Source organism: Thermogutta hypogea (assembly GCF_055386265.1).
Map to the genome: position 1 here is coordinate 43,630 of NZ_AP042425.1, position 25,988 is coordinate 69,617.

General features: G+C 63.0%; 20 protein-coding genes. 11 read left to right on the top strand and 9 right to left on the bottom strand.

Translation table 11 applies throughout. The features are described 5' to 3' along the window. Positions 1-5: 5 nt before the first annotated feature. From ACZ5B4_RS00170 to nusG, 5 genes are all read right to left on the bottom strand, one after another. The gene (locus ACZ5B4_RS00170) at positions 6-782 is read right to left on the bottom strand and encodes a glycosyltransferase family 2 protein (RefSeq protein ID WP_464912414.1); all 777 of its coding nucleotides are present in this window, start codon (positions 780-782) and stop codon (positions 6-8) included. Positions 783-820: 38 nt separating this feature from the next. After that, the gene (locus ACZ5B4_RS00175) at positions 821-2,101 is read right to left on the bottom strand and encodes a TIGR03087 family PEP-CTERM/XrtA system glycosyltransferase (RefSeq protein ID WP_464912415.1); all 1,281 of its coding nucleotides are present in this window, start codon (positions 2,099-2,101) and stop codon (positions 821-823) included. Beyond that, positions 2,098-3,015 carry an XrtA system polysaccharide deacetylase gene (locus ACZ5B4_RS00180; protein WP_464912416.1) on the bottom strand — a complete coding sequence of 306 codons (918 nt, stop codon included), beginning with the start codon at positions 3,013-3,015 and terminating at the stop codon, positions 2,098-2,100. Before ACZ5B4_RS00180 ends, ACZ5B4_RS00175 begins: the two co-directional genes overlap by 4 nt. An 8-nt stretch (positions 3,016-3,023) precedes the next feature. After that, on the bottom strand, positions 3,024-3,995 hold the full coding sequence (locus tag ACZ5B4_RS00185; protein ID WP_464912417.1) for a sugar transferase: 972 nt from the start codon (positions 3,993-3,995) through the stop codon (positions 3,024-3,026). Positions 3,996-4,481: 486 nt separating this feature from the next. Next, a complete protein-coding gene (nusG, locus tag ACZ5B4_RS00190; RefSeq protein WP_464912418.1) occupies positions 4,482-5,033 on the bottom strand; it encodes a transcription termination/antitermination protein NusG in 552 nt (183 codons plus the stop codon). Positions 5,034-6,043: 1,010 nt separating this feature from the next. Between nusG and cmr1 the strand changes: the two genes are divergently transcribed. Genes cmr1 through cmr6 form a run of 6 tightly spaced genes read left to right on the top strand, consistent with a single transcriptional unit; the run spans position 6,044 to position 12,702 of the window. After that, positions 6,044-7,372: a type III-B CRISPR module RAMP protein Cmr1 gene (gene cmr1, locus ACZ5B4_RS00195; protein ID WP_464912419.1), complete on the top strand. Its 1,329-nt coding sequence runs from the start codon at positions 6,044-6,046 to the stop codon at positions 7,370-7,372. Then, positions 7,369-9,066, top strand: a complete 1,698-nt coding sequence (gene cas10 / locus ACZ5B4_RS00200; RefSeq protein WP_464912420.1) for a type III-B CRISPR-associated protein Cas10/Cmr2 — start codon at positions 7,369-7,371, stop codon at positions 9,064-9,066. The genes cmr1 and cas10 overlap by 4 nt, the downstream gene beginning before the upstream one ends. Then, positions 9,063-10,289 (top strand): type III-B CRISPR module-associated Cmr3 family protein, encoded by a 1,227-nt coding sequence (locus tag ACZ5B4_RS00205; protein WP_464912421.1) that lies wholly within the window; start codon positions 9,063-9,065, stop codon positions 10,287-10,289. The genes cas10 and ACZ5B4_RS00205 overlap by 4 nt, the downstream gene beginning before the upstream one ends. 21 nt (positions 10,290-10,310) lie before the next feature. Beyond that, entirely contained in the window at positions 10,311-11,240 is a 930-nt protein-coding gene (cmr4, locus tag ACZ5B4_RS00210) for a type III-B CRISPR module RAMP protein Cmr4 (protein WP_464912422.1), read from the top strand. Continuing rightward, a complete protein-coding gene (locus ACZ5B4_RS00215; protein ID WP_464912423.1) occupies positions 11,237-11,590 on the top strand; it encodes a type III-B CRISPR module-associated protein Cmr5 in 354 nt (117 codons plus the stop codon). The genes cmr4 and ACZ5B4_RS00215 overlap by 4 nt, the downstream gene beginning before the upstream one ends. Positions 11,591-11,592: 2 nt before the next feature. Then, on the top strand, positions 11,593-12,702 hold the full coding sequence (gene cmr6, locus ACZ5B4_RS00220) for a type III-B CRISPR module RAMP protein Cmr6 (protein WP_464912424.1): 1,110 nt from the start codon (positions 11,593-11,595) through the stop codon (positions 12,700-12,702). Between the two features lie 79 nt (positions 12,703-12,781). On the opposite strand, the gene ACZ5B4_RS00225 is transcribed toward cmr6, so the two are convergent. Further along, on the bottom strand, positions 12,782-14,344 hold the full coding sequence (locus ACZ5B4_RS00225) for a coiled-coil domain-containing protein (protein ID WP_464912425.1): 1,563 nt from the start codon (positions 14,342-14,344) through the stop codon (positions 12,782-12,784). Positions 14,345-14,806: 462 nt separating this feature from the next. Between ACZ5B4_RS00225 and ACZ5B4_RS00230 the strand changes: the two genes are divergently transcribed. From ACZ5B4_RS00230 to ACZ5B4_RS00245, 4 genes are all read left to right on the top strand, one after another. Continuing rightward, complete coding sequence (locus ACZ5B4_RS00230; protein WP_464912426.1) at positions 14,807-15,760, top strand: alpha/beta hydrolase; 954 nt, start codon at positions 14,807-14,809, stop codon at positions 15,758-15,760. A 200-nt stretch (positions 15,761-15,960) separates the two neighbouring features. Beyond that, the gene (locus ACZ5B4_RS00235; protein WP_464912427.1) at positions 15,961-16,905 is read left to right on the top strand and encodes a carbohydrate kinase family protein; all 945 of its coding nucleotides are present in this window, start codon (positions 15,961-15,963) and stop codon (positions 16,903-16,905) included. A gap of 129 nt (positions 16,906-17,034) precedes the next feature. Further along, positions 17,035-19,479, top strand: coding sequence for a glycoside hydrolase family 10-like protein (locus tag ACZ5B4_RS00240; RefSeq protein WP_464912428.1), 2,445 nt, complete (start codon positions 17,035-17,037; stop codon positions 19,477-19,479). 226 nt (positions 19,480-19,705) lie between these two features. Next, complete coding sequence (locus tag ACZ5B4_RS00245; protein WP_464912429.1) at positions 19,706-21,703, top strand: FG-GAP repeat domain-containing protein; 1,998 nt, start codon at positions 19,706-19,708, stop codon at positions 21,701-21,703. A 92-nt stretch (positions 21,704-21,795) separates the two neighbouring features. Here ACZ5B4_RS00245 and ACZ5B4_RS00250 read toward each other — a convergent pair whose 3' ends face one another. Genes ACZ5B4_RS00250 through ACZ5B4_RS00260 form a run of 3 tightly spaced genes read right to left on the bottom strand, consistent with a single transcriptional unit; the run spans position 21,796 to position 25,417 of the window. After that, the gene (locus ACZ5B4_RS00250; RefSeq protein ID WP_464912430.1) at positions 21,796-22,191 is read right to left on the bottom strand and encodes a DUF488 domain-containing protein; all 396 of its coding nucleotides are present in this window, start codon (positions 22,189-22,191) and stop codon (positions 21,796-21,798) included. Between the two features lie 57 nt (positions 22,192-22,248). Continuing rightward, a complete protein-coding gene (gene ric, locus ACZ5B4_RS00255) occupies positions 22,249-22,980 on the bottom strand; it encodes an iron-sulfur cluster repair di-iron protein (RefSeq protein ID WP_464912431.1) in 732 nt (243 codons plus the stop codon). 34 nt (positions 22,981-23,014) lie between these two features. Then, the gene (locus ACZ5B4_RS00260) at positions 23,015-25,417 is read right to left on the bottom strand and encodes a nitric-oxide reductase large subunit (RefSeq protein ID WP_464912432.1); all 2,403 of its coding nucleotides are present in this window, start codon (positions 25,415-25,417) and stop codon (positions 23,015-23,017) included. A 135-nt stretch (positions 25,418-25,552) separates the two neighbouring features. Here ACZ5B4_RS00260 and ACZ5B4_RS00265 point away from each other — a divergent pair, with 135 nt between their 5' ends. Continuing rightward, the gene (locus tag ACZ5B4_RS00265) at positions 25,553-25,984 is read left to right on the top strand and encodes an RrF2 family transcriptional regulator (protein ID WP_464912433.1); all 432 of its coding nucleotides are present in this window, start codon (positions 25,553-25,555) and stop codon (positions 25,982-25,984) included. Positions 25,985-25,988 lie beyond the last annotated feature (4 nt).

Sequence of the window (25,988 nt, forward strand, 5' to 3'; positions counted from 1 at the left end):
CGCGCTCAATTCGCAATACGATAGCGCACGATGCACCACAAGGCTTGCAGGGCGTCGCGGAAGCCGATCTTCTTTCCCTGCTGATAGGTCCGCCCGTAATACCTCACGCCGGTTTCGAAAATGCGGTATCCCCGTTTGGCCACCTTGGCCGTCAACTCGATCTCGATGCCGAAGCGATCTTCCTTGAGCGTGTCGCGAATCGCCTCGACGACCTCGCGGCGAAACGCCTTATGGCAGGTTTCCACGTCGGTGAGATTCAAATCCGTGAACATGTTGGAGAGCGTGGTGATGATACGATTGGCGACATAGTGCCAGAAATAGAGTACGCGGTGCGGTCCCTCGGAGACGAATCGCGAACCATAGACCACATCCGCCTCGCCGTCCACGATCGGTTGCAGTAAAGCCGAATACTCGGAGGGATCGTATTCCAGGTCGGCGTCCTGGATGACGACGACGTCGCCGCGTACCTCGGCGAAGGCCGTTCGCAGGGCCGCTCCTTTGCCTCGATTGCGGGAATGCTCGAAGATGCGGACCTGGGGGTGATCTTTCCAGCGTTGCAGTTTGTCCGCGGTTCCGTCGCTGCTGCCGTCGTTGACCACCAGGACTTCCTTGTTGACGGGCGTCTCGGTAATGCGCCGCAGGATCTCGTCGATGGTGGCCTCTTCGTTATACACGGGTACCACCACGGAAAGGAGCAATTCGGGCGGCAGGCGGGCGATACCCAATCGCCGGCGCAAGGCCGAGAGCCATGCTCGGCGTTCCGCCTCCGTTTCTCCTGCCATCGCGGCTCCGCAAAAGGGACAGCCTTCCTCGGGCGGCATCATATCCGTTCACTCGCGATCGAGGACCGTTGCTTCGTTTCTGTCAGAGCGAGCAGCGACAACAGGGGCTGAAGGCGGGCCGTCCACGTGTAGCGGGCTTCGACCAAGCGGCGGGCACGATCGCCCATGCGTCGCCGCTCCGCGGGTGAATTCCACAGACGTTCGAGGGCCGCTACCCACTCCGAAGGCGTCTTCGCCTCCACGACGTCTTCGCCGGGGGAGACGTCCAGGCCCTCCAGGGCTTGGGGTGAGGCAACGACGGGCCGAGCCATGGCCATGCCCTCGAGCACCTTGTTTTGGATGCCCCGCGCGATTCGTAGAGGCGCGACCACCACCGCCCGGGCCAGGTACGGCCGGACGTCCGGCACGTCTCCCGTCAGCGTGGCGCCCGCCTTCTCGGCGGCCTCGCGGAGCGGTCCGCCCGCCCCGCCGCCGACGATGTGGAAAACGGCATCCGGGCGGCGCGCTCGTACGTTCGGCCATACTTCCGTCAGAAACCAGATCAGACCGTCCGCATTCGCATGGTAGTCTAACGCCCCGGTAAAAACGCAGCGCGAACCGGAAGATACGTCCGGGGAGAAATCCGTCCGCGGTTGCTCGCCTTCGGAAGGGACGGCCTGCGGATGGAAGTAATCGCCGTCCACGCCGTTTTCGACGGCGGCCACGTTTTCGGCCGGACAGAAGCGCCGATACACGCGGCACTCCGCCTCGCTGACCAGCGTGAGCCAGCGGACCCTGCGTGCGAGCGAGCACTCCAGCTTTCGCAAGCGCCGCCCCTCCAGCCGGTACAACGCGCGTGCCGGCCAGCGGGCCCAAGACGCATAGTCGAAAAGCTTCTGGCTGTCCACATCGACCAGGTCCACGATGCAACGCTGCGGCGGACAGCCCGCGTCATCGAGATACTGTGCCATGCTCGAACAATAAGCGATGACCCAATCGTAGATCCGCTTCGAGCGGAGCACGGCGATTTCCCGCCGCAATCGCGGCGAATAGAACAGACCTTCCGTCGCCGAGCGTCCCGCGGCCAACGAACACAGCCCCCGCAACCATCGCCGGCGTTTGTCAACGGGTACGGCGATCACCGTATCGCATAATTCCTCCAAGCCGTGCAAAGTACTCCCGGTAACAGGCTCATCGGCCAAGAAGGCGGTATCGACCAGGGCGAACCGCGACAGGTACTTGATCACGTTGTAAGAACGGATGCGATGGCCGCGGTTCGGGGGATACGGCGTACGGTGCGCCAGGAACAAGATTCTGGGAACGGCCGTCGGTCGGCTCACGTTTCCGTCGTCCCCTTTTTTACTCGCCCATGCCTGCACGACGCATAGCGATCCCATTCCACGCGGGGAAGCGACAAGGCGTCCAAGCAGCGGTCGAGTCGCGTGAAGCGGAAGCGGGCCAGCATCCGCCGGAGCTTTCCTTCCGTCGTCCGCAGACCTATGCGGTGACGGCGTCGGGCCGACCACGAGGCGCCCTTCACCTCCGGTTGATCCGGATCGACCTCCCAGGGATGGACGTAGACCATGCACGGACGACCATGTCGCGCGTGAACCCGATGCATCAGACGCTGCGTCAAGGCCCAAGGAAAGAGCCGCAGATAACCCCCGCCGCCAAGCGGGATATTGCAGCCCGCCCAGCGCACCGTGGTGCCGGGAAACTCGCGGATCGTTCCCGACGGCGTCGTCACCTGGTGCGGTCCCGGTTCGGCATCGGGGATCCCGTAACGATCGTGCCGGATGGGAAACACGCTGGCATCATTGCGGAATCCTAGTTCGGCCAAGACATCCAAAGCCCAAAGGGAGTCTCGCGTTACGGAAAAGCTGGGTGCCCGATAGCTCGCCACGGCCGTGCCGCCCGCATCTTCGATGGCGGTTTTGGCCCGCCGCACGTCTTCGCGAAACTCGCTCGGCCGCATGTGGTAGATCAATCGGTGATCGTATCCGTGGCAGGCGATCTCGTGCCCGGCCGCGGCGATCTCGGCGACCAATCGCGGCCGGCGCTCGGCGATCCAGCCCAAAATAAAGAACGTGGCCTGCACGCCGTGGCTTGCCAGGAGTTCCAAGATTCGCGCTAGGCAATCGGCCAACCGGCTGGGAATGGTGTCCCAATCCGATCTGGCCAAGGCCCTCTCGAAGCCCGAGACCTGGAAATACTCCTCGACATCGACGGAAAAAACGTCGGGCGGCAAGATCACGGAGGAGGTCACCGCGGTTTGCGACCGTTCGGGCGGGCAGGTCGGCGGCGACGACCATTGTTGTTTCGGGAAGCCCCGCGGGCCGATGCCGTCTCAATCCCGGTTTCGTGTCGCTTGCCGTTGCCGTTCCTTGAACGGCCGTTGCCCAGTCCCGCCGGCACGGATTCCAGGCGTCGGACGGCACGACCGTAAGTGGCCGGTTCGAGTGCCGCGTTGCCGCCCGCCTTCATCCAAGCCGGAATGCGGCAGCCCCGCAACAACCCCAAGTATTTGGCGACCGTCAACCCGGGCAACCCAAGCATCTTGAGAGCCGTGCACAACATGATCCGGAGGTCGAGCCATAGATCGGCCGACTCGATATATTCGCGATCCAACACCAGCTTGCGACGAACGGAATCCAGGTCGCTGTCGGGAGGAAGATTGATCTGAGACAGCCCCGTAATTCCCGGCAAAACCTGGATACGATCCAGATATCCGGGGACCAGCCTGGCCAAGGATTGCGTGAACTCGGGCCGCTCGGGTCGCGGGCCGATGAGCGTCATTTGTCCCGCCAGGACGTTGTATAACTGGGGAAGTTCGTCCAGGTGCAGTTTGCGAAGCAGTCGGCCCAACGGAGTGATCCGCGGATCATTCTCCTCGGTCCAGACGGGCCCGGTTTGCGACTCCGCGTCCGCCCGCATCGTTCTCAGCTTCCAAACCCGAAAGTGCCTTCCGGCCTTTCCAACGCGAACCTGTCCGTAGAACCCCGGGCCGCGGCTCGTCAGCCGGACCAGCGCCGCTAGCAGCAGGATCACCGGTAGGACCAGCGGGGTAAGGGCGGCCGCGATCAACCAACCGAGCAGCGGCTGCCAACGGAAATAGGTCGATACCCGTATCGGCGGAGGCGAAACGGGGGACGCCTCCAAGGCGGATTCCCGAATCACCGGCGCGGAGGGCGAGACGGGCGGTAGCTCCTTGACTTCCTCGAGTCGCCGCAACATCGCAGCCATCTCCAAGTTGTAACAATCGTAATCTGTCGCGGCCCCTCATTCCTGCCCCGTCCTTTCTTCAGCGCCGAACACCGGCGGTGGAAGACCCTGACGCCGGTTTCGACACCTCTCGGCCGTTTTCCATCCGTCCGAACGCCCATGCCAATCTCAGGGCCGGATCAGGGCTGAAAACGTACCATTCTTCAGGATAACTTGGCTCACTATCGATTCAACCCATAAATTGCTCAAAACAATTAAACTCCGCAGGGCTTCACATTTCGATCGAAGCCGCTCTTGCCGCGGGAGCACGGCGGTACGTTTCCACGAACGAGCGATGCGATCGGAGCAGGAAAGCTCGGCGAAGCGTGGAAGAGAATGGAAGCGATCGGCACCACGCTCAAAGCACGACTCGGTCCATCTCCGCCTCCGGGGCCGATCGGTCGCAGGACGTCATTTTCCGGATCATGCGTAGCGAAGGGGACATAGGCCTGCGGCACATCAAAGGGGTTCCACGTCCACGACGTCCAATTCGACGGACGCCCCTTTTTGGATGAACGAGACCATCACAATGAGATGGTGTTTCCCGCGGCGGTTGACGATAACGCCTTCCAGACCGGCCAAGGGACCGCTGCGAATGCGGACCGGTTCGCCCGGCTCCAATTTGTCCTGCGGCGTGACCGGCAGCCCGGACTCGATGGCCTGACGGATTCTGCGCAGGTCCAGTACCAACTGCTCGGAGTCGCGGACGACGAGGCAACGCGAGACGCAATTGGTGGTCAGCGCCTTTTGCCGATCGGCGTCGTCCCCTTGCAAGAACACGTATCCCGCGAAAAGCGGGTTCCACGAAGTGCGAATCCGACCGTCGCCCAGCTTCACGCGGTGCGGAACCAACGGGCAGTAATGACGGATGCCCATTTCCCGCAACCTCCGAAAGAAGACCTTTTCCCGTCGCGCCAGCGTGTAAATTACCCACCACGGTTTTTCCGCGGTCTCAGGGTTCTCGAGGAGGTTTTCCGGGAAAATATCCGGTTCTCGGGGCAGAATCGGCATCACAGCCATCCTAGCAATCGGCACGCTCATCCAAACCATCCAGCGTACACTCTTCAGGATACCAGGCAGGTCTCGACGGACCAACACGGACGGGTGCAGCTTTTCGTCACGTTCCGTGCGATGGTCACTCCCGGGAGGACGCATGCCGCGACATGTTTTGGTACTCCGTTGGGGCAAACTCCGTGCCCGTGGGGTACGCCGACGTTCCCCAATCCGTCTCGTCTGCACCCGTGTCCCTCGCCGGTAGTAGCCCCGACAAATCGGTCGCAATCCTTTCAGTGTACTTGCCCGCCCCGAAACGGTCTAACCGCTATCGGCCCCATTTCCCCAAGGGCGCATCCCCTGATCAACCCGGAACCCCAAAGAGTCGTCGGCAACGCCGCTCTTTGCGCGGTAGGCGGCAGAGTTCGGCGGCGAAAGGGCTGCGCTTTGTAGCAATCCCGCCGCGGCGGCACTTGTTCCTCAAAACCGCGGGCGTCTTCGCCCGAAGTGATTCCTACATCGTCAAATTGTGGGGCCATTCGGGGCGTCAAGCACACCCTCGCCAAGTCGCAATCGTTTTGGGAAGCGGAGCAGAGCGTGGCGGAGGCACTCGCGGGGGCATTCTTCGATATCCGCCGGCGACGATCGCACGGCGTAAGCTCGCCGATCGGTGGGAAAGGAGACGGTTCCCGGCGTCACCGATCCAACGCTGGGTCGCACGCGATCCCGGGGTGCGCGGCTTCCTCCAAGCGATTCCCTCGTGGCGGAAGTGGACTCCGCTCTCGGTTATCGCGAACGCGCGGAAAGGCGGAACTCTTGGGGAAGATGTGTTCGATTTCCTTTCCCCGTGACGTCGTCCCTCACGGCGTTTCTCCTACGCGCCGATGCGGTCCTCGATGTCGCAACCCTTTCGCGGAAAGGCTGCCGTTCGTTTTGTTACGCCTCGGCCCTCGACGTCGTAGTTCCAGAAGACAGCCCTCATCAACGAACAGCACGAAGGAACAGGGACAAGTACCGGAGAGATCATCATGCCGCTGGAAATACCCGCCTTCCCTGCCGGTTGGAGCAAACCGACCGTCCCGCAAGGACGACGATTTCGGATCGAGCTGATCACCCCGCTTTTCGGCGGAGGGGTCGAGCCGGGTGTCAATGACGAAAGCTTTCCCTTTCGCCCTACAAGCATCCGGGGACAACTCCAGTTTTGGTGGCGAGCGACCGCCGGTGCCCGATGCGATTCGAAAGAAGACCTGCGAAAGAGGCAGTCCGAAGTCTGGGGGGACACGGAACGGGCGAGTCCCGTGGAGGTCCGCGTGGTAGGGTGGCAAGCTTCCAGCCCCAAGCCTTGTGCCGAATTCGAACCGGATCGGCGAGACGCCAAGCGTTATCGCTCCATGCCAAAATGGGACGAGTCCGCCTTTCCGGGTTCTTTGAGTTATGCGTTGTTCCCCTTTCAGGGACAGCTTGCAGACGAACGAAGGAAAATCGAAAAGCAACCGGCGAGTTGCATCCATCAGGCCTCGTTCCAATTGGAGGTTCGTTGTCCCGACAAGTTGTGGCCGGAAGTGGAAGAGGCAATTCGAGCCTGGATTCTGTTCGGCGGATTGGGGAGCCGCACGCGCCGCGGTTGCGGTGCGATTCGCTGCCAGGAATTTGATCTCAAAGATCGCGGTCAACTGACCTCGGTCTTGCAGGCATTCCTGCGCGACCCGTCACCGGGCCGCAAGTGGCCGACGCTTGCCGGAGCGATTCTCGTGGGTCCGGAGAATGGTAAGGCGGTCGAGGCTTGGAAGGCCGCGGTGGAGTTGCTTCGTGACTTTCGCCAAAGGCCGGGTATCGGCCGTAACAAGGGAAACCAACCGAACCGCCCCGGCCGATCCCGTTGGCCGGAACCGGACACCATTCGTCGGATCACCGGTCAATGGCTGGGCCGACACAAGCCCGACGACAAGATGCCCAACGGTTTTCCGCGGGCCGAATTGGGTTTGCCCATCGTTTTTCACTTCAAGGACCGGGACGATCCGCCCGACACCGTGCTCTACCCTGGGCCGGCCGAGGACGGGATCAAGCGAGATCGCATGGCCAGCCCGTTGATCCTCAAGGCGACCGCCCTTGGCAACGGAAACTTTGTGCCGCTTATCGTGCTATTCAAGATGCGTTTCGACGCACCGTTCTTGACGAGCGTGGATTTGCGTCAAGGCGAACGATCACTTTCCTTGGAAAAACCGCCGTTGATTCGTGACCCCCGACTGTCCGTCTATGCGAACTCACCCTTGAACGGACGCTCGCGCTACGGATCGGCGTTGGAGGCATTCCTGCGGTACGCCGTTTCGCAAGGTTTTGTGGAGATCCAAGCATGAGCCATCTGATCGTGCTTTCCATCGGTCCGGTGCAGGAATTCATAGCCGCAGCGCGGCGTACGCGCGATCTGTGGTTCGGTTCTTACCTGCTGTCGGAATTGAGCCGGTCGGCTGCGCAAACGGTCGAGGCGGCCGGCGGCAAACTCATTTTCCCGGCCGATCTCACGGCCTCCAGCATCGCCAACGTGATTCTGGCCGAGCTTCCTGACAACAACGACCCAGCGAATATCGCCGCACAGGCCAAGGAGGCCGTCCAAAGAGCATGGAAGCAATTCTGCGATGACGCTTACGCTGCTGTGCGGGACAGCATCCGCAAGGAAATCTGGGACGATCAAGCGGATGATGTGATCGAGTTCTACGCCGCTTGGGTGACCCGTTCGCGCGACTACCGTACGGACCGGGCACGGGTCATGCGTCTGTTGGCCGGGCGCAAGAATTGCCGCGACTTCTTACCGGCCAAAGGATTGCCCGGCGTGCCCAAGTCGTCGCTGGACGGCCGACGGGAAAGCGTGCTGAAGGATTTGAGGGTGGAGAGGATCCCCGAAAAGCAACGCCGCTCCCTGCGGCTCCGCGACGGCGAGCAATTGGATGTGGTGGGCGTGGTCAAACGCGTGGCGGGCGGAAACAAGCCCTATCCATCCGTTTCCCGCGTGGCGGCCGACCCCTGGGTTCGCGGAAACCGACACAAGTCGGCCTTCCGGCGGTTGCTCGCGGAGTGCCAGAATCTTGCCGGCGACGTTCTGCATCGTCTGAGCGTTAAAGATTTTCCTCAGTATGAAAGTTTTCCCTTCGAGGGATCGGCAGTCTATCGTTCGCGGTTCCACGAGTTTCAACAAGAGGCCGCCGTTTCCGAGCAAGAAGTGGCCCGCTTGGCCGATACCCTGGAGCAGCTCCCCGAGCCGGAGCCATATGTAGCGGTCTTGGTTGCGGATGGCGACCGGATGGGCGAGTTGATCGCCGCATTGGAGTCGCCCGATGCCCATCGAGAGTTCTCGGCCTCGCTGGCGGATTTTGCTCAAAGGGTCCACGACATCGTCCGGGAACACTACGGCGTTGCGGTTTACGCGGGTGGAGATGACGTTCTGGCGTTTCTTCCCGTCGATCAATGTTTGGACTGCGCGGCCGCCTTGCGAACGGCGTTTCTCGAATGCCTGAAAGCTTATCCGAGGGTGTCGCTTTCCGTGGGTATTGCCGTGGGGCATTTCATGGAGAATCTGGAAGATTTGCTGGAATACGGTCGCGCGGCCGAAAAGGCGGCCAAGACTCCCGAGCGCGACGGCTTGGCGGTTCACCTGCATAAACGCGGCGGGGCGCCCATTTGTACGCAGGCCCGCTGGCACGAGGGTTTGAACGACCGCGTTCGAAGGTTGGCCGATCTTATGCTCGCCGAAGTAATTCCCTCGAGATTGCCGTACGAACTTCGCCGTCTGGCGGATCTGTACGCCGACTGGCCCGCCGCCACCGTCACGCCGGCCATGCGCGCGGACGTGTTGCGGATTCTGGAGAAAAAGAAATCCAGCAGAGGTCAGGGCGAAGTCCGTGCAGCCCTGTCGGATTTAACGGCTGAATTGACGAAAGCGGCAGATCTGCAACGACTGGCGGAGACCATGCTTGTGGCTCGGCAATTGGCGCGGGCTTGGAAGCAAGCGGCGTCCGCCTCCGCCCTCGTCGACGCTCAGGAGGTGCATGAATGAGTATCCACTATGTGAAAGTGACGGCGCGTGACCCGATCATCGCGCGCGACGGCCGTCCCTTCGGTGTGGGACAGGGAAATCGCATGCGAAGCCTGGATTGGCCCTTGCCTTCCGCGATCGCCGGCTCGTTTCGCACAGCCTTGGTGAAATCGGCCGGCATGGATTTCACAAGAAAGACCCCCGTCGAACTGCTCCGCGTGGAAGTGGCCGGCGTCTTTCCGGCAGTGCAGGGGATTCTCTATCTGCCTGCCCCGATCGACTGCGTTTGGGAAACAGATAAAGGTCTCCATCGTGTTCAGCCGGTCCCGCTGGAAGACGGAGAGGGGTGCGATCTTCCGAACGCCGCATTGTGGCCGGTACGATTGACCGAGCGTCAGGCCGCCCAGGATTTCAAGCCCGATTCCCCGCCCGCCTGGTGGCCGGTGACGAAATTGGTCGAGTGGCTGGCCTCTGCTCAAGACCATTACCCGGAAGCTTGGTTCCGGCATGACCCGCCGTTTCTGGGGTCGCCGATTCGGGATGCCCGCGACCACGTCTGTTTGGATGCCGAGCGCGGCGCGGCGGCGGAATCGCTGATCTACTCCACGATCGGTCTTAATCTCTCCTGCTTGCCTCTCCACGACCGGAAGGGCGGCCGCTGGTTCGAGCGATTTGCGGAGGTTTCGCTCGCCCTGCGCGTTACGTCCGCCGCCCAGTTAGAGGAGCATATCATCGGGCTGGACGACTGGTATCCCTTGGGCGGCGAACGACGGATGGTGCATTGGCGGCACGACGGTGAAGGCGAAGGTCTATGGCGATGCCCCGAGAACGTGAAATCGGCCCTGGACGACGCGCAGCGCGTGCGCATGGTGCTGGCGACGCCGGCCATATTCGACCATGGCTGGCGGCCGGATTGGCTGGACGCGGAAACGCTCACCGGTAAACCGCTGGGCGACGGGCCCACGTTGCGGTTGCGAGGTGTGTGCCTGCCGCGCTGGGCCGCGATATCCGGTTGGGCCTATGCGCCGCACGCCGATGAAAACGGTCGCCGACGCGTCGTTCCCAAGCAACAACCGGGCCCCAAGGCCGTGCGTCGGATGGTCCCGGCGGGCAGCGTGTACTTTTTCGAGAGAGTGGACGGTTCGACTCGCGCCTTGGCCGCCAACGGATGGCTCAAGCCGGTCAGTGACGCACCGCACGATCGCCGAGACGGATTCGGCTTGGCCGTGTGGGGTGTTTGGTAACTTCAGTTGAGGACTATTGTTATGCTCACGACCCGATCCCGTTTCCATCGACTTTATTGGCTGCATTGCCTCTCTCCGACGCATGCCGGCGTCGGACGCGGTTTGGGGTACATCGACCTGCCCATCGACCGCGACGCCGTGACCGGCAGGCCGATCATCCGCGGGTCCGCCTTCAAAGGCGTTTGGGCCGATTACTGCGAGGCTACCGAGGCCCGTCGCAAGAAGGATCCACTGCTGCGAGCGGCCTTCGGGACGGCCGGCGCCAATAATGAGGCCAATTCCGGTTCGCTCATCCCGACGGACGCCCATCTGGTGTGTTTACCCGTCCGTAGCTTTCGCGGCACGTTTGCTTGGACGACCTCGCCGCTGACCTTGCAATCCCTGCGGCGGACCTTGGACTTGGCCGGTGTTCGCGACTTACCCGAGGCTCCCCACGAGCTTGCCGACACGGAAGCCCATCATCCCGATGGCGACATCCGGACCGCGCTCACGGAAAACGGCGTCATCTACTTGGAGGACATGGATTTCACGGCCCGGCCTTGTTCCACGGCGTCGCAATGGGCGTCGCGTATTGCCGCCTGGGTTTTCCCGGACGACGCCGATTGGCAAGAGCAGTTCCAACGCCGCTTCGTCGTCTTGCCCGACGTCGCATTCGATTTCCTGTGCGAAACCGGGACCGAAATCCACACCCGGGTGCGAATTTCGGACGAGACCAAGACCGTCGATTCCGGCGCGCTATGGACCGAGGAATCGCTGCCGGCCGAGACGATTCTGATGGGCGTCATTCAATGCGACCGGGTCTATTTGCCGAACGGAGAGGCCGATCAAGAGATCCGACCGCAAACGCTTTTGGAACGTTTTGCGTCACAGCCTTTGCTTCTTCAAATCGGGGGCAAGGCGACGGTGGGGCGGGGGCAAGTCCGCTGCGTCTATTCGGAGGTGACGGCATGAATCGCAACACGCGAAGTCAAAGGATCGCCCAAACGGCCTATAACCGGGTCAGCGCGCGGGGAAAACCGAACGAAGAGTATGTGACGCGGGCGAAAAAGTTCCCCGCCTTGATCCACGCTTGCGGCCTGGCGCAGGCCGTGGCCTTCGGGCTGGCGAAGGAGTTTTCCGATTACTTGGAGGATCTGGCCGCCGTGTTGCGCGCGGCCGGTTATGACGAAATCAAGGATGCCGGCAAATTGGACGATTGCGCGCGAAAGCAACCGTTGACCGAGTACCTCCGGTTGAGCCGTGACGCCCTGACGGCGGCTTCGTGGCTGAAACGGTACACCGAAGCGCTGAAGGAGGGCTGAAGATGCGACAGGCCATCGTGGGGTTGAAGAATTCCCGATCCGAGCGCGGCGAACATGCCGGTTTGCTGCTTCAGCGCTACCTGGCAAAAGCGGCGACGGGCAAGGAGGGCGATCCCGCCGAGAAGCGCGACCTATTGAATGCCGCCATCCGCGCCGCCGCCTACCAGAACGACGAGCGCGCCTCGCCCTACCCGGCCGCCTTCCGGCGATGGCAAAAATCGCTCCCCGCCGGCCATATCGCGAAGGAATTCGAGACCGACGGCCGGTTGATCGTGGGCCTGGGCGTGGAGAACGTGCTGGAAACCGGCATCACGCTGCACCACACCTACGGCATGCCGATCATCCCCGGCTCGGCATTGAAAGGACTGGCCGCTCATTACTGCGATCAAGTATGGAGTCGCGGGGATAGCCGTTTCAAGAAACCGACGGCGGAAGAGGACAAAGCCTACCGCGAATACTTGGCCGGGAAGGGGCCGGCACCGGAGCCGAACTACCATCGCCTCTTGTTCGGTACGACGGATGACGGGGGCTGCATCGTTTTTCACGATGCGTGGTTCGTACCCCAATCCGCCCTGCAACCATTGTGCCAAGATGTGATGACCCCGCACCACCTCGATTGGCTGGACGGTTCGAAGCCGCCGACCGATTTTGACAGCCCGACGCCGGTGCCGTTTCTTTCCGCGACGGGGCGATTTTACGTGGCGCTCTCGTGGCGAGGTCCCGGCTCCGAGGCCGCGCGGCCGTGGCTCGAGGCCGCCTTGGAATTGCTCAGCGATGCCTTAAAGTCCTGGGGTATCGGCGGGAAAACGACCAGCGGCTACGGGCGCTTGGTCGAGCCGGGCGAAGGTCCGAAGCGGCCTTCCGTCGCGCGCCCGCAGGCGAAATCGTTGCCTCAACGCGAATATAAGGCGAAAGATCGGGTCCAAGCCGTCCTTCTGGAAGAGAAGACGAAAAAAGGCGGTTGGAAAGCCAAGCTCAAGGAAGACGATCGCACGGGGCATATCAACAATTCCCAAGACGTGCCGTCCGACAAGAAGCCGGGGGACGAAGTCACGCTGGAGATTGCGTCCATCAGCCCTCAAACGGTGGCCTTCCGTTGGCCGAAAACCTAGTCGGCCGGATGAAGCGCGGTTGGTCCGGCAACCATTCGTGAGTCGACCGGACAAGCGGGAAAGAGCCGGAACGTCCGAGTCAGGTTTGACCGCAGGCTTTGCGAAGTCGTTCGCGGAGGCGGTGGATTTCCGTGAGCAGTCGCAGCTCGACGGTTTCGGATTTCCGCCGCTCCAGCAGCCGGTCGCGCTCGGCCGATCGGAGTTCCTCTTCACGGCGAGTTAGTTGGCGGGCTTGATCCAGCAGCTCGTTGCGACGCTCCGTCAAGGCCGCATCGTGCCGCCGCCACTCCGTTGCCAAAGCCTCTTGAAGAGCCGAGGTTTCCTCGCGAATCCGGCGGCATTCAGCCAGCTTTTGCTCGGCCGCCTCCACGTGATCTTGGTAGGCCGCCTTCAGCGCTCGTCGCAATTGCGACAGTCTTTTCCGCAGCAATTCTTGGGAGGCGCGACCGGAAAGTCGCGCGAGGAGTTCTTCCGCCGCCGCGCGATGCTCCAGAGCGCGTCGGTGCAACGATTGGGCCGCCGCGAGGGCAGCCTGATTTTTCGCCGCCGCCGCTCGAAGTTCTTGTTCCCGTTCCAGGAGCACGCGGTTGCGCGACGTCCAATCGGCCAGCAGTTGCCGCTCCAGCGTCGCCCAGCGGCTTCGCAAATCCCGGCTTTCCTGACGCAGCTTGTCGCAGTCTTGCTCCAAGCCGTGCAACAAGTCCTCGGCGCGATGCCGCAGGTGATTGGCTTGGGCTTCCGCCTCCGCCAATGATCGCGCGCGACGGCGTGGATCTTCGCCGACGTCCGTTTGCTCCGGCGACGACGCGGAGACGACTTCCGGACCGGAATCCGGCGCGACGGGCGGCGCTTCACAAGCCTCCTCGCCGTTCGGGCTACGCTCAGGTTCGGGTAGTGCTGCCGCAATGGTCGGTGACCGCTCCTCGGCCGGGACCAAAACGGCGGCCAGGGCCTCCAAGTCGCGGCTGTGCTCCTCGAATGCTCGCACGCGCGATTCCCACTCTTTGCGACGACGCGCGAGATCGAACTCCCCTAGGCCGATCTGATACTCGCGTTGATCCAAGACCTCTTCGCGGAGACGATTCGCCGTCGCCCGTTCCTCCAGTTCCTCTTCACGGCGGCGTAACGTCGATTCACGTTGATCCAATTCGGCTTCGCGGCGAGCGAGTTCCAGTCGTTTCTCCTCCCACTCCGCCAGACGCTGGGACCACAGCAGCCGGAGGAGCCGATCCTCGTGCTCCAGCTTGGCGGCGTCCGCGTTCAGCCGGGCCTCGCGCTCGTCCAAGTCCCGTTGGCGCTGCCGGAGATACTGCGCCAACTCGCGGGCATGACGGCGCCATCGCTCGGGCAAGGATGCCGTTTCGGTCGCGGTTAGCTCCCATTCCTCCTCGCAGAAGACGGCTTCAGCGGCTTCATCCTCGCCGTGCGGCGGCGATTTGACGCCGGGTGATACGCCCGGGCCGTGAGGCGTCGGTAGTTTTTGCGCTACGTGGGGAGCGTCCAGGCGTGCCTCCACGCCCGATTCCGATTCCCTCGGCTCGCCCGGCCGGTCCGTTTCGACGAAGGCGCTCGCCTCGTCCTCCACGGTCGTGCGGAGGTCGCCAAGCGTCGGAGAAGGGCGTTCGGCCGAGGGATCGTTCATGGGATGCGAAAAAATTGGGCTTATCACGGGCGGCTGCGGCGATTCGACGTGAAACGAGCGCCCACCGCCGGAGACTCTACACTCCGTAAAGAGTCACGCGTCCCGATTCATCGGCAGTAAAACGCGCAAAGTTTAATGATTATTCGGAATGCAGCGACCCGGGTGGGTGTGTCTCGAGAAAGAACCGCATTCGTCCCACATCTCGGGTGGACTGACAGGGGGAACAAATTCGGCAAGAAACGCGGTACCGCCGTCATCGAAATGTGATCGGATGCCCTTGAGGCGGCCCGACGCGATTGCCGGCGCGACAGAGTCCCCGATAGTGTGATGTGCCTTCCTTTGCTTTTCGCCGCGAGAGGGGATAAACTCACTTCCTACTGCGGAAGAGGTTCCGAAATCGCTCGGCCGGCGCCGTTCGGTCGGCGGGCACGAGGTTCCCGTGATGTGGGAGGAGACACCACGATGCGAATGCACCTTTTGCGTGTGGGATTGTTGGCGCGTCCGAGCCGGCCGGCAGCGGGGATCGGCCTATGGATCCTGGGTTGTGCGATCGGTGCGGCTTTTTGCGGCAGCGTTCGCGCCGCGGAGCCGACCACGGAACTCCTTTGGCCGCAGGGGGCGCCTCTTGCAAAGGGAGACAAGCCGGAAGACAAACCGGGATTGATTATCTATTTGCCGGAAAAAGACTCGGCCGTCGGCGCCGGGGTGGTCATCTGCCCGGGCGGTGGCTACGGTTTCTTGGCGATGGACCACGAAGGGCATCAGATCGCCCAGTGGCTCAACTCGCACGGCGTGGCCGGCTTCATCCTCGACTATCGTCACAGGAACAAAGGGTACATGCACCCGGCCCCAATGCTGGATGTGCAACGGGCGATTCGCTGGGTTCGCGCCCATGCCGAGGAAGTGGGCGTGCTGCCCGACCGTATCGGAGTGCTGGGCTTTTCGGCGGGCGGGCACCTGGCCTCGACGGCGGCCACCCACTTTGACGCCGGCGATCCCAACGCCGCCGATCCCGTCGATCGCGTCAGTTGCCGGCCGGACTTCGCCGTCTTGTGCTATCCCGTCATCATGTTCGACGAAAAGGAAACCCATCGTGGATCGCAGCGGAACCTGCTGGGTGACAATCCCGACCCCGAGTTGGTCCGCAGCATGTCCAGCGAAAAACAGGTCACGCCGGAGACGCCGCCGACCTTCCTGTGGACGACGAACGAAGATACGGGCGTGCCCGCCGAGAATAGCCTGCAATTCTTTTCGGCCCTCCGCCGAGCCGGCGTGCCGGGAGAGCTGCACGTCTTCGAGAAGGGCAAGCATGGGCTGGGTTTAGCCCAAGGCGTGCCGGGCACCGAGTTGTGGCCCGCCGCCTGCATCGAGTGGATGAAGAATCGGGGGCTCTTGGAGCCTCCCAAGCGGCAGTAGCGCGTTCCCAGGCCGCGGCGGCTCGACTCCCAAACGGAATCGCGGCGGAGGTGCCTCCCTCAGCTCACGACCGATCCGGGTGGGGTCGGCTCGCGAGCCTGCTTTCGGGGAGGCACGCACAGCCGGGGCGAGGTCGCTTGCGTTGACCGGGCGACGAAGCGATAAACGGCGTCACAAAACAGAAGATAGGGGGAACGCCGGTGAGTGAAGAGAAATGGGTGCTAGGGCTGGGAGAAGTCCTCTGGGACTGTTTCCCGGATCGCGAGCTGCCGGGCGGCGCGCCGGCCAACTTTGCCTTTCATGCGGCTCAACTCGGCTGCCGAGCTGCCGTGCTCTCCCGGGTAGGAACCGACCGCCGCGGCGACGAGCTTTTGGCTTTGCTGCAAAGCGGCAGCGTCGTTACGGACTTCATTCAGCGAGATGCCGCCCACCCGACCGGTGCCGTCGAGGTCGATACCTCGCGGCCGGATCAACCGCGATTCACCATCCGCCCCGACGCGGCTTGGGATTTCATGGAATGGACGCCGCAGTGGCGGTCCGTATCCGAAAACGCGGACGCCGTGTGCTTCGGTACGTTGGCCCAGCGCTCGCCGGTTTCGCGCGATACGATCCGGCAACTTTTGTCGTCCGTCAGGGATCACGCCTTGGTGGTTTACGACGTCAATTTGCGGCAAGACTATTTCGATCGCGCGCGGATCGAGGAGTCGCTTCGTCTCTGCCACGCGGTGAAACTGAACGAAGAGGAAGAGGCTACCCTGACGGAATTGTTGGAATTGGGTCCCTGCTACCCGCGCGAGTTCGCCGCGCGACTGCAAGATCGCTACGGCGTTCAGGCGGTGTGCATTACGCGGGGAGCCAACGGCTGTTTGCTGATCGAGGAAGACCGGGTCGCCGACGAGCCGGGCGTACCCGTCGAGGTCGCAGATACGGTCGGAGCGGGCGACGCCTTCACGGCCGCTTGGGTCTTCGCCCGACTCCACGGCCGGCCGTTACCCTGGCAGGCCCGATTCGCCAATCGCGTGGGTGCGCTGATTGCCTCGCGTCCGGGTGCGATGCCCGTCGTGAAGGACGAGTTACGCGCATTGCTGCAAGAGTTCTCCGTCGAAGCCGATCCGAACTGCGGCGGCCCCTCCCCGCAATCGTGACGGCTCGCCAATTGCCCCGCTCCACCGTCAATGGAGGCCCCGACCATGGTTCCGCGTCGCATCGCCCAACCATCGAGCCGTGATTTTGCGGGATCTCGCCGGCACCGTTCCAGAGGGGCAAGCCGGGCCGTGCTACTGCTGTTGCTTGCTTTACCGGTTTGGACGGTGCGTCTTGCTCCGGCGGAGGAACTCGGCCGCGCATCCGCGGGATTCCAGGATGACGTGATCGAAACGTTTTCCTACGCCGCGGATTCCGAGGCTCAAGCCGCGTGGAAACCCGACGAGCGATCACAACCGGTTCGCCGAGCCGAGGCAGACGGTATCGCGTGTTTGGAAATTCGGCTTCCCTTTGCGGCGGATACGCAGCGGGCAAGGAGCGTTCACGATCGGGACGTCCGGCTCGACCTATCATCGGCAGGCGTGTTCTTGTTGGAGGCGGCCGTCGACCGCCCCGAGGCTGTGGGATCGGTCTCGCTCTACTTCCGCAGCGGCCGGGGCTGGTACGCCGGATCGGGGCGAGTGACGGAATCGCAGCGTAGCGTCCTGCGATTCCCCAAGTCGCAGTTTCGTACCGAGGGGGACCCTGCGGGATGGAATCAGGTGGACGGCATCCGCATCGCCTTTTGGCGGGGACGGGATGTGGACGCTTCGGCCCGGCTGTTCTCGCTGACCGCGCGGCGTCACGATATCGCGCTGTTGGTGCCGTCGCAAAAGCGACACGGGACCAAGCCGGAGTATCGCACCGCCGAGGAGACGGGCCGCCGCGTCTCCGATTACCTGGAGACTCTGGGCTTGGGGACCGACTGGTTGGAGGACGATGCCGTAGATGAGGGCGTGCTGGCCGCGCACCCGCTGATCATCGTGCCCTACCACCCATTCCTGGACGAGCAGACGACCGAAGCCTTACTGTCCGCCATGCGGAGCGGCAGCAAAGGATTCTTTTTCTATCAGGTGCCGAACGCCGTCTATGCATACCTCGGGATCGGCGGCGCCCGATACGCGGCTCAACGGCAGGAAGGGCAATTCGCGGAGATTCGCTTCGAGCCGTCCGCCGTTCCCGACCTGCCGCAATCGGTCCGGCAGTCGTCCTGGAACATTACGGACGTGCGGCCGGCATCGGACGATGCCCGGGTCATCGGTTGGTGGTACGACCGCGAAGGAAACGCCGCAGACCGAGCCGCGTTGACGATCTCGCCCCGGGGCGCGTTTTTCAGTCATATCCTGCTCAGCTCGGACGCGGCCAACAAGCAAATGATGCTGGCGGCGGTGTTGGGCTATCTGCGGCCGGAACTCCGCGAGGTCATGCTGCACGCCGCCGTGGCGCGGGCGGGAAAGATCGGACATCTGGACGGCATCCCGGCCCTGGAGGATTGGGTATCGCGGCATGCCGCGGGCGACGCTTCGGCGAGTCAGGCTCTGAAGGAAGGCAAGGACCTGTTGGCGACCGCGCAAGAGGCCCCGCCCTCGCAGCCGCGTTTGGCGATGGTCCGAGACGCTCGTGAACGCCTCACCGCGGCCTACCTGGCGGCTCAAGACAGCCCCGCCGTTGAAGGCCGCGCATACTGGAACCATTCAGGTTTGGGAGCTTACCCCGGCGACTGGGAAAGGACGGCCAAGGAACTGAAGGCGGCCGGATTCAATATGGTGCTGCCCAACATGCTGTGGGGAGGCGTGGCTCACTATCCGAGCGATTTGTTGCCCCGCAGCTCGACCTTGGAACAATACGGCGATCAGATCGAGCAGTGCGTACGCGCCTGCCATGCCCACGGGATCGAAGTGCACGTGTGGAAGGTGAATTTCAACTTGAGTACCGCGCCCAAACAGTTCGCGGCGGCGATGCGGGAGGCCGGACGAACGCAGGTCGATCCGGACGGCAATCCGATCGGTTGGCTTTGCCCCTCTCATCCCGAGAACCGGCAATTGGAGCTGGAATCGATGCTCGAGGTGGCGAAAAAGTATCCCGTGGACGGCCTGCATTTCGACTACATCCGTTATCCCGGACCGAACGGTTGCTACTGCGACGGTTGTCGCCGGCGGTTCCAAGCGGAGACCGGTTTGCGAGTGGAGCGTTGGCCGCAGGACTGTTACTCCGGCGGGCTAAAGGAACACTACCGCCGGTGGCGATGCGAGCAGATCACGCGGTTGGTGGCCGCCGTGGCACGCGAAGCCAAGAGCTTGCGTCCCGAGCTTAAAATCTCGGCGGCGGTCTTCGGCGACTATCCGTCCTGCCGCGATTCCGTCGGCCAGGATTGGGTGCAATGGATCGACGCGGGCTACCTGGATTTCGTCTGTCCCATGGATTACACCAATGACGATGCCCGATTCGTCTCGTTGGTACGGCGTCAACGAGAGCTGCCGCAGCGGCGGATTCCGCTTTATCCCGGCATCGGGGCTTGGCAAATGTCCGGCGAGGATCAGGTTATCGGCCAGATCGTGCTGGCGCGGGAATTGGGGGCGGACGGTTACACCATTTTCAACTTGCAGCCCGACTCCACCGTAACCACGCTGCCCGCCGTGGCCGTCGGCGTGGGTCGCAACCCGGCCGTACCGCCGCATCGGCGGCCGAGCCGTTGACGCCTCGCGTGCCGACGGCGGTCCATCCCCCGGCTAAGGAACCGGCCCGCCCGCGGCGACCGGCGGAACCGCCGACCCTCCGCACGAATTGCTTGACACGCCCGCGGCCGCCGTCCAACATGGAACCAATGCAATCGGGGCAAGCAAGAGAAGGTATAGGCGGCTTGCTCAGGTGATCGGCTTGGTTTCAGGTGATCCGTTCGCAACTTCGGAAACGGGAAGCAACATGCATCCGCGCGGGGGGGCCAATGAGCCGGACGCGTGCCAAAACGCGGTTGCGACCCAAGAGTCGCACGACTCTCAGCGATGCCGACGGCGACATCGCCGTTGCGTCCGGGTACTGACGCTATTCCAACTCATCATTTGCATTTGGGGGGGAGCGGCGGAAGCGATGCAAGGTCCTGCCGCCGCCGCGCCCGGTGCCGACGCCGCCCAGGGAGTTACCGCCCCGCGTCGCGTGTTCTTATTAGGGGACAACACCTTTTCCGCCGGAAGCGTGACCAAGATCTTGCAAAAGTTTTTTGCGGCTCGCGGCGAGTTGACGGAGGTACGGGAAATTCCCCTGAAGGGCAGACCGCTGCCGGAGGCGGCCGAGGCGGTCAAGCCGGAAGACACCCGCTCGCAAGACGCCCTCGTCGTGTTCGATCATCCTTTGCGTCTGGTCGTCAAGCGGTCGCCGGATCAGGTGGCGAAGGATCTGGCGGTGTTGGGCGAATGGCTGCCGGTGCGATACGTCCTTTCGCCCTCCCCGCTGCTGAACGATTCCCTGTACCGAGAGCGACGCACGGCGGCGGAAGCCGCAGCCCGGGACACTCCGACGATCTACCTGCCTTTAGTCGGCGCGCTGAAGCAGGCCCAATCGGAGGGAGCGGGACGCCCTTGGCAGTCCGATCTCTCGTTCGAGCGTGCAACGTTATTGACCGACTACCTGACGGCCTGCCTTTTGTACGCCTCGATCTCGGGACGGTCTCCGCAGGGCTTGCCGGCGGATATCCCGCTCGATGAAAAGACGTCGCTTCATGTGGCGCCGGACGCCGCGGAGGTGCTGCAACGGACGGCGGAAGCGATTCTGGCGACCGGCCTCCAAAGGGAATCGCCCGATTTCGTTTACGATGCGGGGCTGGAATCGCCTGTTCAAGTCCTCGCCGCAGGCTCGCCCATCGCCGTTCCCACCGAGGGATTGCAGCCGCTCATCGTCGACTGGAACGGCGACGGGGTCTACGACCTTGTTGCCGCCGGAGTCGGCACCGGCTGCGCCGAGGTATTTCTCGTCCAAAAGACGGCCGAGGGATTCGCGGTTGCCGCGGGAATACCGCTTGAGGCATGCGGCCTCTGGGCGAATCTGCAACCTCAAGGCGTGACCGTCTCGCAGTTTTTGGACTGGGATGGGGACGGGACGACCGACCTCCTACTCGCCACGGGTCGCGGAGAGATATGGTTGGCGACATCGCCGAAGGCGGGTGAATGGGCGCCGCCGCGCCCGTTGCAAGGCCCCAAAGGCGAACCGTTACGCTTGGCCTACGTCGCTTCGGTTTGGGGCGCCGACCTGGATCAGGACGACGACGTGGACCTTTTGTTGGGCGACGAAGCGGGCCAAGTGTGGATCGCCTGGAACGGGGGCGACCGAACCAAGGAGGCATTCGAAGAACCGCAGCCCGTCACCATCGGCGGGTTGGATTTGATGGTAGATCACGACGCCTCGGTGGTTGCCGCCGATTGGGATTGCGATTCCCGCTTGGACCTGATCGTGGGAAGCCACAACGGGGCCGTGTATTGGTGCCGCGGTCTAAAGTCCGAGGGGCGTCCGAGTTGGGCGCCGCCGCTGACCTTGATCGAGCCTTGCTCTGAGGAAAGCCCGGCCGGAACGCCGCAGCGGCCCGGAGCGCCGCTTTGGGCGCCCGTCCCCGGCTGGTCCCCGCGGCCGGCGGTCCTGGATTGGAACGGCGATCACTGGCCCGACTTATTCATCGGCGATTCCAACCGCAAGGTGGTCAAGTATCGCGAGCTGACGGCGGAGGAAGAAGCTGAGCTGAAGGCCCTGCTGGCACAACGCGAGAGCTTGCTGGCCGAGATGGCGGCTCGAGCCGGGGGCCCGACCGCCACCCAAAGGGCCGCCCTACTCGAGCTTACGCTGGCCGTCATCGAGAAGAGCCGCGATCGCCGCTACGAGCGCTGCGGTTGGCTCTGGTACTTCGAACGACGCCCGCCCGCCCCTTCGCCGTAGATCCTCGGCGGGCTCCACGGTTCGTCACGCCGTACGGACCGCGACCGGCCGTCCCGTCATGGATCGGACGACTCCCAAAGGCCGACACGTCGTCATCGGCTCCGGGCACGCGAACGGCGGATCGCGGCACGCACGAAGCGCAGCAGGACCACGGCGCTGTTATGCCTCGGGTCGGATGTGGAATAAACCAGGGTTACAGGACCGGTCCGCGCCAGGTCCAAAAGTTCCCCCACGGCGGCATTCCGTGACAATTCGTCCCGGTAGCGCCGTTGGAATTCCTTCCATTTGACCGGATCATGCGCGAACCACCGGCGCAGTTGGGGCGACGGTGCGGCGGCCTTGAGCCAGAGGTCAATGCGGGCTTTGTCCTTCTTGATGCCGCGCGGCCACAGCCGTTCGACCAGCACCCGCGTGCCGTCTTCCTCGACGGGTGTTTCGTAAACCCGTTTTATTTGAATCGGACCGATTTCAGGAGGCGAGCCGGCCATCGTGGTCGTTCCCCGGTTGCCGGGAAGGCGGTGGGGTCATTTCGATACGAACGAACCTTAGGGGTGCGCTGCGGCGGACCCGGAATGCAGTTGCTCGGCCCGAGGGAACAGGATGTTGTTCTCCTTATGGATGTGCAAATGCAAATCCGTCTCCAGCGCCTGCAAGGCGTCCAACATCGCGCGGTAGGAATTGCAGGCGTCCTCCGGCGGTGCAAAGCCGTCCGTGAGTTCCCGCAGGTCCTTGAGCGCGGTTCCGGCCTGGTCGTGCTCGTACCGCATCATGGCGATCGGGTTGCTGATGGCGCCGAAGGGGAACCTCGGCGGCGCGGACGCCTGCTCGAGCCTACGGATGGCCGGAAAGAGAACCTGCTCCTCCTTCATCATGTGCGGCTCCAATTCGGCTCGCAATTGCGAGAATCGCAATTGGACGTCGCGAAGTTTCGGATGTCGCGGGCCGTGCACGCCGACCACCTTGTCGATCAAGTTCGTCAGGCGCGGCAATTCCGCCTTCAGGTAATCGTGATGGGTGCGTTCGATGTGATCGCAAAGTTCGGTCAGGGATCGCCGCAGCCAGTCGACGTCGGCCTCGTTTCGGCGTCGCTCGCTCGTCGCTTCCTCTGCCGCTATCTTTGCAAGCACGTCCTCCGCGTCGATGCCTTTCTTGCGGCACGCCTCGGCCAAGGATTGCCCTCCGCCGCAGCAATAATCCAGGCCGTATCGCTCCAACACGGCGGCCGCGGCCGGCCGCTCCGCCACCAATTGTCCAAGAGTCGATTCCAAGGGGTTCATTGTTCACTCCTCCGAATGAAATTGGGAAACGGTTTCAGTGCGACGCCGCCACTTGGGCGCGTTCCGCGGACGGTTCGACGGCAGGTGACGCTTCGCGCGGATGCTGCAATGACCAGCCGGTTTTCAGGCCGGCGACGAACCATCCCAGCCCCACGATTCCGAGGGCGAAGATCGTATCGCCGACGATCCGCAGCCAGCGTAGGGTGTCCATGCCCTCCGATTGCAGGAATTCGGCGGAGCGGGCAAACCACAATCCGTGCTCCACCGAAGCCCAGGTCTGGAGCAAGCCTACCGGTAATAGGGACAGCAAAACCATCAACGCCAGACCGATATTGATGGCCCAAAAACTGGCGGCCAGTACGCCCGTCCGCCACCCCGTTTGCGGCGACAGACCTTTGAGGCAGAAGAGCGTGAGGCCGATCCCCAGCATGCCGTAAACGCCGAAGAGGGCCGTGTGGCCGTGAACCGGCGTGGTGTTGAGGCCTTGCATGTAGTAGAGCGCGATGGGCGGATTGATCAAAAAGCCGAACAGTCCCGCGCCCACGAGGTTCCAAAACGCGACCGAAACGAAAAAGTAAATCGGCCACTTGTAAGCGCGAACCCAAGGGCGGACGCGGGCCAGCGAGAGGTTCTCGTACGCCTCGAAGCCCATCAATACCAGCGGCACGACTTCCAGCGCGCTGAAGCTGGCGCCCAGGGCCAGAATTGCCGTCGGCGTGCCGGTGAAGTAGAGGTGGTGAAACGTCCCAATGATTCCGCCGAACAAGAAGATCGTGCAAGAGAGCAATACGGCGGCCGTCGCGGTGGTCGTCCGGAGCAGTCCCATCCGGGTGAAGAGGAATGCGATCACGACGGTGGCGAAGACTTCGAAGAAACCTTCCACCCACAGATGCACCACCCACCAGCGCCAGTATTCGGCGATCGCCAGGTTCGTCTGGCGTTGCCACATGATGCCGGCGGCGTAAAAAAACGCGATGGCGGCCGATGCGACGACGAACAGCCCAAGCAAGTGCTTGTGCTCCCCGGGTTGACGGAAGGCGGGCCACAAAGCGCGGCACATCAGCCCCAGCCAGAGGAATAATCCCACCAACAGGAACAATTGCCAGAATCGCCCCAAATCGACGTATTCGTAACCTTGGTGGCCGAACCAAAAATTGGTTACCAATCCCATGCGTTGGCGCGTGGCGTACCAGGTGCCGAAGAGGGAGCCGACGACGATGATCAGCAGGCATACGAACAGAAAGTTGACGCCTGCCCGCTGCCACCGCGGCTCATGACCGGATACGGCCGGCGCGATGAACAAGCCCGTGGCCAACCAGGCCGTGGCAATCCAGAAAACGGCAAGCTGGGTGTGCCAGGTGCGCGTCACGGCGTACGGCAGCCACTCGGCCAGGGGAATCCCGTAGAATCCCTGACCCTCCACGCCGTAGTGTGCGGTGACGGCTCCCAGCCCGACCTGTGCCAAGATCATGCCCACCACGACCCAGAAGAATTTCTGCGTCGCCCTCATCGACGGCGTGGGGCGTGTGGCCAGTAGCGGGTCTTGCGAGGGAACCCCGGACGGTTCACCCTCGCCGTGCTTAGCCGCGGCATAGTACCAGGCCAATCCGCCGATGCCGGCCAAGAGCAACACCACGCTGAAAACCGACCAAACCACGATCGCGCCGCTTGGTTCGTTGCCGATCAGACGCTCGGCCGGCCAATTGTTGGTATACGTCACGGCAGCCGCCGCAGGGGTGAAGCTTCGCCCGGCGGCGCTTGTCGCATCCCCCGCTGCTTCCCTGGGGCGCTCCGTGCCGCAGGCCCAGGCGGCCCAAAAGAAAAACGCATGGAGCTGCTCGTGACGCTGAGGATCGCGGATCGTGTTCGGCGGAATAGCATACGCCGATCGCAGTTCCGGCGGGGACATGCCGCCGTCGGCAATCCTCGCCAAATCCTCGGGAAAGGTCTCCGCGTCGCCGAAGATGGCGGCGTAGTACCGACCGAGCGCCTCCGTCGCTCGGGCACGGTCGGGGGAAATGGTGATCTGATTCGTCTTTGCGTCGTACGTATTGGTTCGGATTTCCTTCTTGAGCCGAGTCTGTAAGACCGCTTGAGCGTCCGCATCCAGTGACTCGAAGGAAGTTCCATGCTCCCGCCGCGACCAATCCTCCAACAGCCAAAGACACTCGCGGTGCAACCAGTCGGCGGACCAGTCGGGAGCGACGTACGCCCCATGTCCCCAGATGCTCCCGAGCTGTTGGCCCCCGATCGATTGCCAGACGTTTTGGCCGTCCTTGATCTGTTGACCGGTGAACACCACCTTCCCGTCCGGTGTCGCGACATGGTCCGGAATCGGCGGGGCCTGCCGATAAATCTCCCGACCGAAATAACCCAGCACGGCGAACGATCCGATCACAACCGCCGCGAACGCCAGCCATAATCCACGATAGCGCATCCTTCTCAATCTCCTTGTCGCCGCCGGTCCGAACAGGCTAGTACCAAAACCTAGACAAATCTACATGGCCTTATGTAGAATTATCGCGGATTGTATTCTGCACGTCAAGGTGTAGAATCTAAGGGGAGGTAAAAAATGTTGCCCAAGACCGCTGAATACGCACTGCGAGCTGTCGTATGGTTGGGGCGGACGCCGGACCTTCCCCGATCGGCTGAGGAGCTGGCCGGGTCCATCCTGGTCCCGCGCCGCTATTTACACAAAGTGCTGCAAGATTTGGGCAGGGCGGGGTTGGTGCGGTCCCAGCCCGGACCGGGAGGAGGTTACGCCCTCCAACGGCGGCCGGAGGAAATCTCCATCCTCGACGTGATCCGGGCGGTGGGGACCATCCAGCGAATCGTCAGTTGTCCCTTGGGGCTTTCCTCGCACACCAGCTTGTGTCCGCTCCACAGGGAATTGGATCAGGCCTATGCAGCCATGGAACAGGCCTTTACCCGCGTGACGGTAGCCCAAATCTTGAATACGCCCGACGACATCCCCGCGCTCTGCGAGGCCGCCGGCAAGGGTTGAGGGC